Origin of the sequence: Paenibacillus sp., from assembly GCF_031177825.1 — a bacterium.
Lineage (GTDB): Bacteria > Bacillota > Bacilli > Paenibacillales > YIM-B00363 > Paenibacillus_AE.
This window is the reverse complement of sequence record NZ_JAPSKE010000002.1, coordinates 340,649-355,773: the sequence shown is the minus strand read 5'-3', so window position 1 is coordinate 355,773 and position 15,125 is coordinate 340,649. Positions and strand designations below refer to the sequence as shown.

Here is a 15,125-nt window from a genome sequence, read left to right as displayed (position 1 = left end):
GGCGTGGAAACGGGTGCTATGCAACCAAAGCCGAAAAACAAAAGAAAACGGCTGTCATTGGATAGACGAGAGGCTGCACAAGGTTACATGTTTGTGGCCCCATGGATTATCGGGTTTCTTTGCTTTACCGGAGGACCGTTGTTATTTTCCCTCTATGCGAGCTTTACCAATTACGACATAACCTCTCGAATGGACTGGGTCGGGTTCCGGAACTATCAAATCATGTTCGATCGGGACCCGCTCTTTTGGATATCGCTTAAAAACACTTTGTATTATGTAGCCATCATGGTGCCGCTCACAACGATCGGCTCCTTGCTCGTTGCGGTGCTGCTGAACGTCAAAGTGCCGGGCATGCGGGTTTTCCGCACGATCTATTACTTGCCGGCCGTTCTGTCCGGGATCGGCGTCTACATGCTGTGGATGATGCTGCTCGAGCCGCAAAGCGGACTCGTGAACACCGTGCTCGGCTTCGTCGGTATCGACGGCCCGAACTGGCTGACAGACCCGGCGTGGACGAAGAATTCCTTGATTCTTATGAGGCTGTGGGCGGTCGGCGGCGGCATGCTCTTGTACTTGGCGGCGCTGCAAGGCGTGTCCGAGCAGTTGTACGAAGCGGCGGAGCTCGACGGCGCGGGCCACTTGCGCAAATTCTGGCACATTACGGTGCCGATGGTGACGCCGGTCATCTTCTTCGACCTTGTAACCAGCTTGATCGGCGGCTTCCAAGTGTTCCAGGAAGGTTATATTATGTCCGCCGACCCGTCGAGTCCGGGTTCGCCGATGAACTCGCTGTTGTTCTTTAATCTGCACATGTTCAACAAAGCGTTCAAGGTGTTCGACATGGGCTATGCGATGGCCATGGCATGGTTCTTGTTCCTGATCGCGATCGCCGTCACGATCTTCAATATGATCGCGTCTAAATATTGGGTGCATTACGAGGGAGGGGACAACCGATGAGCCGAACGACATCGAGCGGACCGTCCTACTTCGAAGGCCGACGCAACCGCGAGCGACTTCGGAAGACGTTGATCTTCATTTTGCTTATCGTCGGCAGCGCCTCGTTCTTAATGCCGCTCTGGTGGATGCTGCAGACGTCGCTCAAGTCGCTGGAAGAAATTATTCAGTACCCGCCGACTTGGTGGCCTGAGAAATTCGTCTGGAGCAACTATACGGAAACGTGGGCGGCGGGCAATTTCACGAGGTTTACTTGGAACACATCGATCATCGCGTTCTTCGTCGTCATCGGGCAAGTACTGTCGAACTCGTTCATCGCCTACGGCTTCGCGAAGATCAAGTTTCCGGGTCGCGGCGCGTTGTTTTTGATCATCCTCGGCACGATGACGATTCCGGGCTTCGTAACGTTGATACCGACCTATTTGTTGTTTTCGAAGATCGGCTGGGTCGGCTCGTACTTGCCGCTGATCGTTCCTTCGTTCTTCGGCGGCGCGTTCCAAATTTTCTTGTTCCGCCAATATTTTATGACGATTCCGAACGATCTGATCGAAGCGGCGAAAATCGACGGCGCGAACCACTTTTACGTGTGGGCGAGACTCATGATTCCGTTGTCGAAGCCGGTCATGGCGACGATCGCGATCATGGCGTTCAACGGCGCATGGAACGACTTCCTCGGACCGCTCATCTATGTCGCGAGCGAGGATATGTACACGCTGCAGATCGGCTTGCAGTCGTTCAAGGTGAGCTCGGGCGTCAATCAGTGGCATTATTTGATGGCCGGCTCGGTCTTGGTCTTACTGCCGGTGCTGATCCTGTTCTTCTTCTTCCAACGATATTTCATCGAAGGGATGAACATTTCCGCAGGGACGAAAGGGTAATGGCGATATGACGAAAAAGAAACTGGCGATCATTCATACGACGCCCGTCACGGTCGAATCGCTCAAGGCGCTCGTCCTGGATGAGATCGGTCCCGATTGCGAAGTGATCAATCTGCTGGACGATTCGATTCTTCCGGAGCTGGCGAAGAACGGGGCGGACGTCGGAGCGGTCGAAGCGCGATGGGTGACGTACGCGAAAATCGCGGAGTCGCTCGGCGCCGACGTCGTGCTCGGCGCCTGCTCGTCGGTCGGCGAGCTGGCGAAGGCGGCCTCTCGCGAGGTCCGCGTTCCGGTGCTGCGCATCGACGAGGCGATGGCCGAAGAGGCCGTCCGGCGCGGGCGCGACATCGGCGTCGCGGCGACGCTCGAGACGACGCTCGGACCGACGACGCGGCTGCTCGAAGAGAAAGCGCGGGAAGCCGGTTCCGATGCGACGTTCCACAAGATGCTTGCGGCGGAAGCCTACAAGCTGCTGATGGCCGGCGACCGGGTCGGCCACGACCGCGTGCTCGGCGAAGCGCTGCTCGAGCTGCAAGGTCGGTGCGACGTCGTCGTGCTGGCGCAGGCGTCGATGGCCCGCGTCGTCGATACGCTGCCGGAGGCCGTCCGCGGCAAGTTCCTGTCCAGTCCCACGCTCGGCGTCCGGCTCGCGAAACAACTGCTAAATAAATAATAATAATCGGACGAAACCATCAGATAGAGGGAGAGATAACGGCCATGACTACCAGAGAACGGCCTAGCAACGTATATACTTTGAAACAGGCGCTTGAGGTCGCGGAGAAACACGGATATGCGATCGGATCGTTTTCCCCGCGGTATACCGCGATGATTACGCCGGTGCTGCGGGCCGCGCAGAAGATGAACTCGCCCGCGATCGTGCAAATCTCGAGCAAGGAGCTCGAGCGCTACGGCATTACGCCGAAGCAATTCGCCGACGAGTTTTACGCGCGCGTCGCTTCCGAAGGCATTACGGTACCGCTCGTGCTGCACCTCGATCATACGAAGGTGATGAGCATTATCGAGCAGGCGGTCGAGGCGGGCTTCACGTCCGTCATGATCGACGCGTCGGAGAGCCCATTGCAAGAAAATATCGAGAGATCGAAGGAAGCCGCCGATTACGCGCACGCGCGCGGCGTCTCCGTGGAAGCGGAGCTCGGCATGATCGGCACGACGGACTTCGTGGAGACGGATAAGGACGAAGAATTGTACACGGATCCGAAGGAGGCTCAAGTTTTTGTACAAGGAACGGGCGTAGACGCCTTGGCGGTCTCCTGCGGAACGGCGCACGGCGTCTATATGGTGAAGCAGCCGAAGATCGATTACGAACGGCTTCAAGCGATTCGCAAGCTGACGCCGGTTCACCTCGTGCTGCACGGCGGCTCCGGCGTCCCGGCGGAAATGATGGCCGCGGCGATCTCGCTTCCGGGCGGAGGCGTCAGCAAGGTCAACATCGCGACGGATCTCGAGCTGTCGCTGCTCGGAGCGCTCGGCCGCACGGAGCGGATGACGAACGACGAGTGCGCGGCGCTCGACGCCGAGTCGCTGGAGCGCGGTCGCGCGGCGGTGGAAGCGACCGTGGCCGACAAGATCGCCAACTTCCTCGGCAGCGCGGGGAAGGCGGATCGGTTCGCGCTCCGATGAGCGGCGCGGCGGCCGCGCCCGTTCGCGGCGTCATCGAGGGATTTTACGGCGTATATTACACGTTTCAAGAGCGGGACGATATGATTCGATATATCGGCTCGCTCGGATTCAACCAATATGTGTACGGGCCGAAGAACGACCGCCAGCATCGCATGCGCTGGCGGGAGCCGTACCCGGAGGACGTCATGGAGTCGTTCTCCCGGACGGTCAAGGTCGCCGAAGAAGCCGGCGTATCGTTCGTCTATTCGATCGGCTCCGGCGTCACGATGAGCTACGCGTCGGAGGAAGATTTCCGACTCGCGCTCGAGAAGTTCGAAGCGTTCTACCGAATCGGCGTGAGAGACTTCAGCATCCTGCTGGACGATATCGCTTCGGAATTCAAGCACCCCGCCGACGGGGAGCGGTACGGTTCCTTCGCGGAAGCGCACGCCGACGTTTGCAACCGTTTGTTCGCGGCGCTGCAAGCCCGCGCCCCGGCTTGCACGCTGAGCATGTGTCCGACGGATTATCACGGCGCGGCCCCGTTTTCGGCGTATTTGCACGAGCTCGGGGAGCGCATGCGCCCGGAGGTAGCGATCTATTACACGGGCGAGGACATCTGCGCGAAAGAAATTCGCCGGAGCGACGCGGAAGCGTTCGGGACGGCGGCGCGGCGAAAGCCCGTGATTTGGGATAATTACCCGGTGAACGACCTCGCGATGCGGCCCGAACTGCATGTAGGGCCGATCCGGGGACGCGAAGCGGGGCTGCTCGAAGCCGTCGACGGTTATGTCGTTAACTTGATGGCGGAAGCGGAGGCGTCGAAGATCGCGCTCGCGACGTTCGCCGATTACTTCCGCGACCCTGTCGGGTACGATCCGGAACGTTCATGGACGGCCGCGGTCGAGCGCGTGGCGGGGGAGAAGAGCGCGGCCGCGTTCCGGCTGTTCGCCGAGCAATCGCTAGAGTCTTGCCTCGGCGAGCCGAATTCCGTTCGACTGAACGAGCTGACGCAGGCCGTCCTCGGCTCGTTCCGTTCCGGTACGCCGGGAGCGGCAGGCAGCGAAGAAGTGCGACGACTGGAAGAACTCCTGACCGCATTCGACGAAGGCTGTTACCATTTGAAAAATCGGATGAGCAACGTCGCGCTTCGAAACAATTCGCTGCTCTGGATCGAAACGCTGGAGCATTGGCTCTGGATGGCGAGACGGGCGCTGCTCGTCCTCGCGGCGATCGAGCGCGGCGAAGGCTTCGAGGGGCCGCTGCGCATGATGAAGGAGTCGCTCGAAGAGATCGACCGGGCGCCGAAGCGCATGACGGACGGCTCGCTGCGCGCCCTTGCGGCGTTCGCGCTCGAACGGGCGGAAGCGGCCGGAACCGGGAAGGAGTCTTCGCGATGAAAGAGCGGTTATGGAAGATCGGAGAGCCGGACGGCTCCTCCGATCAACTGCTAGATAACTATAAAGATCCGTGTAAGCTCGGCGACATCGTATGGGATGCGGACGTCGGGCGAAGCGCGGACGGCGGCGAACGATGGCCGATGTTTCAACCGAGCGAGGCGGACCCGGATTCCGGGTATCGCCTGCATCCGTATACGATTCGTTTCACGATTCGTCGGAACCCGGCGCCGGCGTATTTGCTGCGTCTGCATGTGCTGACGATCGCGCCGAGACTCGGCTATTTAGACCTTGGGGTGAACGGGACGTTCGGCGAAGTGCGGCTTCGAGCCGCGCCGTCGACATCCGGCGACATCGCGCTGCATTCCGGACTCCATACGACGATCTATGCGGACGGCGTCGCCGACGTCGTCATTCCGGGGCGCTTGCTTCGCGAAGGAGGCAACGAGCTGAAGCTGATCGGAAGGGATGCGGGAGAAATCGTCGTCGTCGACCGAGTCGAGGCGGTCAAGCGACTCGACCGAATGGCCAACGCCGCGGGCGTGCTGTACAAGTGCATCGAGCTGTTCGAGGCGGACGAAGCGGACGCGCCCGCGGAGCCGATTCGCCGCGCGGAAGCGGTATCGACGGTCGTCTACCGACAAGACGCGAACGACGAGCTTCGAAACGAGTGTTTCTTATATGTAGAGTTAGGTACGAACGTTCCCGCCGCGGAGCTGACGCTGACGCTCGAAGCGGACGGCGGCTTCTCGCAGACGTTGCCCGTCCGTCTCGACGCCCGCCCCTTCGGTCATCTGGCGTTCCCGTTCGCCATTCCCGACGAAGAAGGGGAAGTCCGTTATTCGTTATCCGGCGACGTCGGCGGCGTTCCGGTGTCCGCAGGCGGTTCGTTCCGTCGGCGACGGAAATGGACGGTGTACGTCACGCCGCACGCCCATACGGACATCGGTTACACGCATCGCCAATGGGAGGTCGCGGAACGGCTGTGCCGCAATCTCGATACGGCGCTGGATTGGCTCGAGTCGGAGGAAGGCGCGGCTGCGGCCTCGTTCGCTTATCACCTCGACGCGGGTTGGACGCTGGAGACGTACTTGCAGACGCGTTCCGAAGCGCGCATCGCACAGCTGTTCCGCGCGATGAAAGCCGGCAAAATCAGCGTCGCCGGCAACTACGTCGATCTGCTTACGCAATATGCGGGACTCGAAGACTTGATTCGCAACGGGGAGTTCTTGTCGGATACGCTGAAGCCGCATGGGCTGAAGCCCGAATTCGTCGCGTTCGTCGACGTCGCTTCGCTTACGGGCTCGCTGCCGGCGCTGTTGGAAGAGAGCGGCATTCCGTACGTCGTCCACGCGGATAATCAGGACCGCGGTCCGTTCCGTCTGAACGGCCAATTGCACAAGGTTTCTCCGTTTTACTGGGAAGGGACGAACGGCGGCAAAGTGTTGTGCTGGCTGGCGAAGATGTACTGCGAGCTGCGCAAGGTGTGCGGCAGCCCGCCGACGGCGTATGCGGCCGCCCGCGGATTGGACATGTGGCTGCAAGAATACGAGCGCGACGATTACGCGCCCGACGTCGTCATGTTGTACGGGCAAGAGGCGGATAATACGGACCTCGATCCGCAGCCGAACGATTTCGTCCGCCGTTGGAACGAGACGTATGCCTATCCCCGGCTCGTCCCGAGCGACGTGCTCTCCTTCTTCCGCGAGGTGGAAGCGAGATTCGGCGACCGGCTCGTCACCGTGCGCGGCGACGGCGGCGCTTATTGGGAGGACGGCGTCGGCTCTTCGATGCGCGAGACGATCGCCGTGCGCGGCGCGCAGGCGTCGCTGCCCGCAGCCGAGCGTCTCGAGACGCTCGCCGTGCTGCATAACGACGGATGGTCTTATCCGCAGGGGCAGTTCGACGCCGCCTGGCGGGACGTCCTGTTATACGACGAGCATACGTGGGGCGCATTCCTGACGGGTCCGGAGCCCGAAGCGCTGCTGGCGCACGACCAGTGGGAGACGAAGCGGCTGATGGCCGACAACGCCGAGCAGTGGGGCAAGCGGCTGCTGCACGTCGCGGCGACGCGCCATTCGCTCTGCTGGAACAACGACGGCCGCGAAGTGGTCGTTTACAATCCGCACAGCTTCCCTGTCGGCGGTCCGGTCGCGGTCGAGATCGCGCCGGGGGAAGCGGCGTTCGAACCCGACACGGGGGCGATCGTGCCGCTGCGGCCGATCCGGACGCTGCCTACCCAAGCGGTGGTGGAGCTGTGGCTCGATCCGGTGCCGGGCTTCGGCTATCGTAGACTCGTCTTGAAGCCGTCGAACGAAGGGACGGCCGCCGCGAGCGGACCGGCCGTATCGCTCGGCGCGAAGCAGCGAACGCCGATCAAACTCGCGAACGAATGGTACGAAGCGACGTTCGATCCGGAGCGAGGCTGCTTAACGTCTTGGATCGACCGCGAGCTCGGCAAGGAGCTGCTGCCGAAGGCGGGCGCTTCGACGTACGGCTTCGGACAGTTCGTCTACGCTGAAGGCGGGGAAGGCACGCGCCTCATGGGCAACCAATCCGACTTGGCCGAAGGCCGCATGATTCCGAGGACCGAATTCAAGCTGGAGGAAGCGACGTTAACGGCGTCCGCCGTCGGCCGCACGCTGCGGCTTGCGGGCCAGGTGCCTTACGGCGAGCTGACGATCGAGTGGACGTTGTATGACAAGGCGAAGCGGCTGGACGTGAAGTATACGTATCGAAAAGCCGAGCGCCGGGAGAAGGAAGCGGTCTACATCGCGTTCCCGACGGCGCTCGAAGACGCCGCGGTCCGGTCCGATTCGCAGCTCGGCTGGGTCCTGTGGGATCGCGATCAGCTGCCGGGCGGCTGCAAGGAGTGGCTGCCGCTGCAGACGGGCATTCTGGTGGAACGTCCGGAAGCGGCGGTGTTCATCGCGTCGCCCGACGTGCCGCTGTTCACGGTCGGCGATATGGTGCAAGGCCGGTGGCCGAAGGAGAAGTCGCTGCGCAGCGGCACCGTATTCTCGTACGTGCTGAATAACTATTGGCATACGAATTACAAAGCTTCGCAGGGCGGGGAGCTTCGGTTCGCCTACACGTTCGTCAGCGGCGGCGCCATTCGCCCGGAGGAGGCGTACCGCGTCGGCTGGTCGGCGCGCAGACCGCTCTACGGGCAGCGCATGAGCTTCCAAGACTTCCGGGAGACGAAAGAGCCGTACCTCGCGGCGGGCGGCGGCGCGTTGGCCGCGTTCGATGCGGACGGACTCGCCGTGACGACGATCAAGCGGGCGCGGGACGGCGACGGGTACATCGTCCGCGTACAAAACATAAGCGGCGCGGAGGAGACGGGGACGCTGTCGTTCCCGAACAAGCGGATCGCGCGCGCCCGACGGACCGATCTTCTCGAGCGAAACATCGAAGCGCTCTCGCCCGGCGAAGACGGATCGCTGCGGATCGGGGCGGCCGCCTACGGACTTACGACCGTGCGCATCGCCTTCGCAGAGGAGGGAGGAACGCAAACATGAGTCACGCGGTAAAGCTGACAGGCAATCTATACGTCGTCGCCGGCGATAAGCTGACGCACGGCTGGGACGCCAGCGCCTATCTCGTGCTCGGCGACGAGCCGGCCTTGATCGACTGCGGCAGCACGGCTGGCTACCCTGCGCTGAAGCGCAACCTAGAAGGGCTCGGGTTGTCGCCGCGAGACATCAAGCGCGTATATGCGACGCACGGCCACTGGGACCACATCTCGGGATACGCCTTACTGAAAGAGGACAACCCCGACGTCGAGCTGCATCTTCACGAAGCGGCTCGCGCCTCGGTCGAGGCCGGCGATTCGGAGCTGACGGCGGCGTTCCTGTACGATCTGCCTTTTCCGAAGATGGCCGTGGACGGCCTGCTGGAGGACGGGGCGACGACGATCGGCGGCAACGAGACGAAGCTCATCCATACGCCGGGCCATACGCCGGCATGCGTCTCGTTCCTGCTGCAAGTCGGGGATAACCGCGTCCTGATCGCCGGGGATACGATGTGGGGCGGATTTCATCCGCGCATCGGATCCGACCTGAACGCCTGGCATCGCTCGCTGGCGAAGCTGGCGGCGGAGGAGTTCGAGTATATGTCGTTCGGCCATCTGCCGCCGACGCTCGTCGTCGACGCGAAGACGAAGGTCGTCGAAGCGCAGAAGCAGCTCGGGGTGTATTTTAACCCGTGGTTCAAGCCTTTCCATACGAAATTCATGTACTAAAAGAGAGCGGGGAGAAACCTTACTTATGGCAACCAAAAATATGAAAGACTACAAGTTCTGGATGATCGGCAACGCCCACCTCGACCCGGTGTGGCTGTGGCAATGGCAAGAAGGCTTCCAAGAAGCGAAGGCGACGGCGCGGTCCGCGCTCGACCGGATGAAGGAATACGACGACTTCGTCTTCACGAACTCGTCGGCGGCGATGTACGAATGGATCGAACGGAACGATCCGGGCATGTTCGAAGAAATCAAGCAGCGCGTCGCCGAAGGACGCTGGCACATCGTCGGCGGCTGGTGGATCCAACCGGATTGCAACATCCCGAGCGGCGAATCGTTCGTTCGTCAAGGCTTGTACGGGCAGCGTTACTTCATGGAGAAGCTGGGCGTGACGGCGAAGGTCGGCTACAACGTCGACTCGTTCGGCCACTTCGGCATGATGCCGCAAATTCTGAAGAAGCAAGGCATGGACTATTACATCATGATGCGCCCGATGCCGAACGAGAAGGGGCTGCCGAACCGTCTGTTCTATTGGGAATCCGACGACGGCTCGCAGGTGCTCACGTACCGTCTGCCGTTCGAATATTGCTCTTGGGGCAAGGATCTCGAGAAGCACATCCGCCGCTGCATGACGGAGCTGAAGGATCCGTTCAACGAGCTGGCGGTGTTCTACGGCGTAGGCAACCACGGCGGCGGTCCGACGAAGGAAAACATCGACAGCTTGAAGCGGATGAACGCCGATCCGGAGTTCCCGACGATCGTACTCGCGAACCCGACGGAATATTTCGAAGAGATGGAGCGCCGCGGCCTCCCGATTCCGGTCGTGCACGACGATCTGCAGCATCACGCCAGCGGCTGTTACGCGGCGCATTCGGGTATCAAGCAGTGGAACCGCCAAGCGGAAAACAAGCTGATGGCCGCCGAGACGTGGTCGGCGATCGCGAAGGCGACGACGGGCCAGCCGTACCCGGCCGACTATCATCGCGCGTGGAAGAACGTGCTGTTCAACCAGTTCCACGACATCCTCGCGGGCACGTCGATCGAGCCGGCGTACGAGGACGCGCGCAACGCGCACGGCGAAGCGATGTCGATCGCCGAGCGCGGGCTGAACTACGCGATCCAATCGCTCTCTTGGAACATCGACATCGAGCAGGAAGAAGGCATGAAGCCGCTCGTCGTGTTCAACCCGCATTCGTGGGGCGGCCCGATGAACATCGAACACGAAGTCGGCGGCATGAAAGAGACGTCCGTCCTGTACGACGACGCCGGCAAGCAAATTCCGTTCCAGCTCGTTCAATCGCAGGCGACGGCGGGCGGCCGATTCCGCATCTCGTTCATCGCCGATCTGCCGCCGATGGGCTACCGCGTGTTCAAGGTGTACCCGCAGCCGCGCAGCGCGACCGAGCCGAAGCTCGTCGCGCCGACGATCAAGGCGTCGGATACGTCGCTCGAGAACGACCGCATTCGCGTCGACTTCGACCCGAAGACGGGGCATATGACGAGCTTGTTCGACAAGAAGGTGAACAGCGAGCTGCTGCGTAAGCCCGGACGCCCGGTCGTCATGGAAGATAAATCCGATACGTGGAGCCATAACGTGTTCCACTTCCAAAACGAGATCGGCGACTTCCAGGCGCGCTCCGTCCGCCGCGTCGAGCACGGCCCGATCAAGTCGGTCGTTCGCGTAACGAGCGAGTACGGCAACTCGAAGCTCGTGCAGGACTTCGCGATGTACAAGGATCTCGACTACATCGACGTCAAGGTGACGGTCGACTGGCGCGAAGAGTTCAAGATGCTGAAGCTCGTCTACCCGATCAATCTGCACTTCACGAAGCAAACGTACGAAATTCCTTACGGCTTCAAGGAGCGCGAGCATAACGGCGAAGAGGAGCCGGGCCAAAACTGGGTCGACTTCAGCGGCATCCTGCCGAACGGCGGCACGGCGTACGGCGTGACCCTCATGAACGACGCCAAGTACAGCTACAGCATCATGAACAAGGAACTCGCGATCACCGTGCTGCGCAGCCCGATCTACGCGCATCACGATCCGCTCGTACCGGATCCGAACGGTCACTACACGTTCATCGACCAAGGCATCCAGACGTTTAACTACCGGATTTACGCGCATGAAGGCAGCTGGGAGACGGCGGGCGTCGTGCAGAAGGCATGGGAGCTGAACCGGAAGCCGACGACGATCATCGAGACGTATCACCAAGGCAAGCTGCCGCAGCGCAATTCGTTCCTGAGCGTCGACGACGACAACGTCATCGTCAGCGTGTTGAAGAAGCATGAAGACAGCGACGACTTGATCGTCCGCGCGTACGAGACGACCAAGTGCGCGACGAAGACCGCGATCCGCTTGCCGCATCTGGATCGCGTCATCGAAGCGTCCTTCGGGCCGTGCGAGATCAAGACGTTCCGCGTGCCGAGCGACGCGTCGAAGCCGGTCGTCGAGGTCGATCTGATCGAGTGGTAAATCGATAAGACGCAACGCATTTTCCAAGCTGTACACGGGGGGATCTCCATGTTCGTCGCGCAACGGCGCCATAAAATCAAGGAGCTACTGATTCAAGAACGCAGCGTCAAGGTTGCGGATCTCGTCAAGACGTTCTCCGTGTCGGAGGAGACGATTCGTCGCGACTTGAGCCAACTGGAGAGCGAGGGCATTCTCCGCAAGGACTACGGGGGCGCGATCCTCGTCGAGGATTTGCAGGACTCGCTCTCGTCCGTCCCTCCGGTGCAGCACCGCGTGCACTACTTCACGGAGGAAAAGGAAGCCATCGCCGAAGCCGCGGCGTCGCTCGTCGGTTCGGGCGACATCGTCGTGATGGACGCGGGCTCCACGACGCTCTGCCTCGCGAAGCATCTCGGCGGCATCGACGGCTTGACCGTGCTGACGAACGGCATGAACGTGGCGGAACAATGCAGCCAGAACGAGAACGCTCATGTGTTCGTCATCGGCGGCAAGCTCATCCGCAAGTCGATGAGTCTCGTCGGCTCGCAAGCCGAGTGGGAGCTGCGCAAGTACAACGCGGACATCGCCTTCCTCGGCGCGTCGGGCGTCTCGACGAACCGCGGCTTCGGCAGCTTCGATCTGTACGAAGCGGAGATGAAGAAGGCGATGGTCGCGGCCGGCCGGAAGGTGGTCATTCTCGCGGACCATAGCAAATTCGAGAAGCAGGCTCTCATTTCGTTCGCGTCGTTCAAGGACGTAGACGCGTTAATTACGAGCGATCTGGTCGATCCGCATTTGCTTCGATCGATCGAGCAGGCGGGGGTCCGCGTGATCGTCTGCTCGGTTCGGGGCGCGCTGCTTCGCGAAGAAGCATAAGCGGAATCGTTTTCCACATCTATGGGGGTGTCTTCGATCCGAACGCATATTTCGTTATCCGACCTCGATTGGCAGGTTCGCGGCTACTGGCCGTGGGTGCCGATCAAAGACCGCAGCATGGAAACCGGGCAGGAGCTGATCGGGGTGACCGATTGGATGCCGGCCCGCGTGCCGGGCGGCGTCCATGTCGACTTGTTCCGAGCCGGCTGGATCGAGGATCCGTACTACGAGACGAACAGCTTGAAATGCGAGTGGATCGAAAATCGATGGTGGGTCTATAAGACGTCCTTCTCTCGTCCGTCCGGGGATTTCTCCCGGGCGGAACTCGTGTTTTTGGGCATCGATTACGAAGCGATGATTTATTTGAACGGCACGCTGCTCGGCGAACACGGGCATATGTACGAGCCCGCGGTTTTCGACGTCACGTCGATGGTTCGCGGGGCCGCTCCGGGGGAAGCGTTCGAGCTGCGCGTCGTCATGAAGGGCGCGCCCGACGAGATGGGGCAGATCGGCAAGACGTCGATGACGCGTACGCAGAAGAGCCGGTTCAATTACAAGTGGGACTTCTCGACGCGCCTCGTCAATATCGGGTTGTGGGACGGCGTCGAGCTGCGCCTGCACGACGAAGCGTCGCTGAGGGACCCCGCCGTCGCCACCGACGCGGACGTCGTCGCGAACGTAGGCACCGTGCGGTTGTACGGTCGGGTGGAGCGGTTCGGATCCGAACCGGGCCCGGGATCGGGATTGACGCTCCGGCTCGCGTGTCTGGACCCGGACGGGGGCGTCGCGGCGGAGCGCGAGCTGCGGCTTTCCGCCGACATCTCCGAATACGATTGCGCGTTGACGGTGGCGGATCCGCGGCTTTGGTGGCCGAACGGATACGGGGAACAGCCGTTGTATACGGTCGCGGCGCGGTTGATGGCGGGGGACCGGCAGCTTGACGAATGGACGTTCCGCGTCGGCATCCGCTCGTTGGCGTACCGCCGGAACGAGGATTCGCCGGCGGACGCATTGCCTTACACGTTCGTGGTGAACGGGCGACCGATCTACGTTCGCGGCGTAAACTTGACGCCGCTCGACCACGTATACGGCGACGTCACGGAAGCGTCCTACGCTTGGCAGGTGTACCTCATGAAGCAAGCCAACGTCAACATGGCGCGGATTTGGGGGGGCGGCATTATCGAGAAGCCGGTCTTCTACGAGCTGTGCGATCGGAACGGGATTCTCGTGTGGCAAGAGTTCATCCAGTCGAGCTCCGGCATCGATAACGTTCCTTCGAAGCTTCCGGCGTTTTTGGATTTGCTGCGCCGGACGGCGGTCTCCGCGCTGCTCGGCCGCCGCAGCCACGTCTCGCTCGCGGCGTGGAGCGGCGGCAACGAGCTCATGAGCGCGCCGAACACGCCGTCGACCGTCGACGACGACGAGAACTTGGCGATGCTTCAACGGTTGGTCTCGGCATACGATCCGCAGCGCTTGTTCCTTCCGACGTCGGCGTCCGGCCCGGTGGAATTCGTTACGACGGAGAAAGGCGTCTCGCACGACGTCCACGGCGGCTGGCAATACCAAGCAAGGCAACCCATATCACTACGAGCTGTACGGCGAATCGGATCATTTGTTTCACAGCGAATTCGGCATGGACGGCGTCGCTTCGGTGCAGACGCTGCGGAAAATTTTGCATCCGAACAACCATGTGGCGACCCCGATGCGCGAACACGTCGTCTGGCGCCACCATGGCGAGTGGTGGGGCACGTACGACCGCGACATGAAGCTGTTCGGTCCGCTGCCGGACATGGAACGCTTCGCCCGGGTCAGCCAAATCGTGCAGGCCGAGGGGCTGCGCTTCATCGTCGAAGCGAACCGGCGCCGGCAGTTCCGACAGAGCGGCTGCATCGTCTGGCAGCTGAACGAGCCATGGCCGAACAGCTCGTGCACGAACCTCGTCGAATATTACGGCGCTCCGAAGATGGCATATTACGCGACGCGATCGGCCTATGCGCCGGTGCACGCGTCGCTGCTTTACCGCCGGATCGACGCCGCCGTCGGCCGCGAATTCCGCGCGGACGTGTTCCTGCACTCCAACGGGGTCGAAGCGGCGGAGCGGCGGGTGCGCGCTACGGTGTACGGGGAGGACGGCCGGGTCGCGTACGCGTTCGACTTCGCCGGAGCTTGCGCCGCCGATCGGACGACGCCGCTCGGGGAGCTACGTTTCCCGGTGGAGGCAACGCTTGGCGGCATGTTCTTCGTCGCGCTCGAGACGGACGAAGGCGGCGAGTTTCGGTCGGACGGCGGCGCGAACTTGTATTTGTTCGGCACGAGCGCCGAGACTCCGTACGCTCCGGTCTTGCGGAACGTCGACGGGCGGCTGGCGGTTTCGGCGATCGACGAATGGGCCGCGGGCGAGCCGTTCGAAGGGTTAGCGTTTTGGACGCGTACGTTCGAGGTGCGGAACGACGGCGCCTCCCCGGCGCTGTTCGTGCATCCGGTCGAGACGACGAACGCCTATTGGATGGAGGCGGACCGCGCCTATCTGACCCTGATGCCGGGCGGTTCGGCGCGGGTGACGGTCCACTGCACGGTCAAGCGCGGCGGCGGCTTCGCGGTCGTCGACCAGCCGGCGCCGGGCGCCGACGTGCCGATGCCGGAGATCGACGTTGAGTTTCTGCACAGTTCATAAGTGCGTAGAGGAGGCGTGCTTTCATGAAACGATA

General features: G+C 61.8%; 10 protein-coding genes and 1 pseudogene. All 11 read left to right on the top strand.

Annotation, left to right across the window (positions count from 1 at the left end; translation table 11 throughout):
* Positions 1 to 222: 222 nt before the first annotated feature.
* The 11 genes and pseudogenes from RIN49_RS03815 to RIN49_RS03760 all read left to right on the top strand — a co-directional run bounded on the left by RIN49_RS03815 (position 223) and on the right by RIN49_RS03760 (position 15,091).
* Positions 223 to 957 (top strand): carbohydrate ABC transporter permease, encoded by a 735-nt coding sequence (locus tag RIN49_RS03815; RefSeq protein ID WP_309118827.1) that lies wholly within the window; start codon positions 223 to 225, stop codon positions 955 to 957.
* Positions 954 to 1,832 (top strand): carbohydrate ABC transporter permease, encoded by an 879-nt coding sequence (locus RIN49_RS03810; protein ID WP_309118826.1) that lies wholly within the window; start codon positions 954 to 956, stop codon positions 1,830 to 1,832. The genes RIN49_RS03815 and RIN49_RS03810 overlap by 4 nt, the downstream gene beginning before the upstream one ends.
* Positions 1,833 to 1,839: 7 nt before the next feature.
* Complete coding sequence (locus RIN49_RS03805) at positions 1,840 to 2,505, top strand: aspartate/glutamate racemase family protein (RefSeq protein ID WP_309118825.1); 666 nt, start codon at positions 1,840 to 1,842, stop codon at positions 2,503 to 2,505.
* Positions 2,506 to 2,549: 44 nt separating this feature from the next.
* On the top strand, positions 2,550 to 3,473 hold the full coding sequence (locus tag RIN49_RS03800; protein ID WP_309118824.1) for a class II fructose-bisphosphate aldolase: 924 nt from the start codon (positions 2,550 to 2,552) through the stop codon (positions 3,471 to 3,473).
* Positions 3,470 to 4,852, top strand: coding sequence for a protein O-GlcNAcase (locus RIN49_RS03795; protein WP_309118823.1), 1,383 nt, complete (start codon positions 3,470 to 3,472; stop codon positions 4,850 to 4,852). The genes RIN49_RS03800 and RIN49_RS03795 overlap by 4 nt, the downstream gene beginning before the upstream one ends.
* Entirely contained in the window at positions 4,849 to 8,370 is a 3,522-nt protein-coding gene (locus RIN49_RS03790; protein WP_309118822.1) for a glycoside hydrolase family 38 N-terminal domain-containing protein, read from the top strand. The genes RIN49_RS03795 and RIN49_RS03790 overlap by 4 nt, the downstream gene beginning before the upstream one ends.
* On the top strand, positions 8,367 to 9,092 hold the full coding sequence (locus RIN49_RS03785; protein ID WP_309118821.1) for an MBL fold metallo-hydrolase: 726 nt from the start codon (positions 8,367 to 8,369) through the stop codon (positions 9,090 to 9,092). Before RIN49_RS03790 ends, RIN49_RS03785 begins: the two co-directional genes overlap by 4 nt.
* A gap of 25 nt (positions 9,093 to 9,117) precedes the next feature.
* Positions 9,118 to 11,562: an alpha-mannosidase gene (locus tag RIN49_RS03780; protein ID WP_309118820.1), complete on the top strand. Its 2,445-nt coding sequence runs from the start codon at positions 9,118 to 9,120 to the stop codon at positions 11,560 to 11,562.
* 48 nt (positions 11,563 to 11,610) lie between these two features.
* Positions 11,611 to 12,417, top strand: coding sequence for a DeoR/GlpR family DNA-binding transcription regulator (locus tag RIN49_RS03775; RefSeq protein WP_309118819.1), 807 nt, complete (start codon positions 11,611 to 11,613; stop codon positions 12,415 to 12,417).
* Positions 12,418 to 12,438: 21 nt separating this feature from the next.
* A pseudogene (locus RIN49_RS28750) lies at positions 12,439 to 13,833 on the top strand (glycoside hydrolase family 2 protein); the annotation flags it as partial.
* A gap of 196 nt (positions 13,834 to 14,029) precedes the next feature.
* The gene (locus RIN49_RS03760) at positions 14,030 to 15,091 is read left to right on the top strand and encodes a hypothetical protein (RefSeq protein ID WP_309118816.1); all 1,062 of its coding nucleotides are present in this window, start codon (positions 14,030 to 14,032) and stop codon (positions 15,089 to 15,091) included.
* Positions 15,092 to 15,125: the final 34 nt, after the last annotated feature.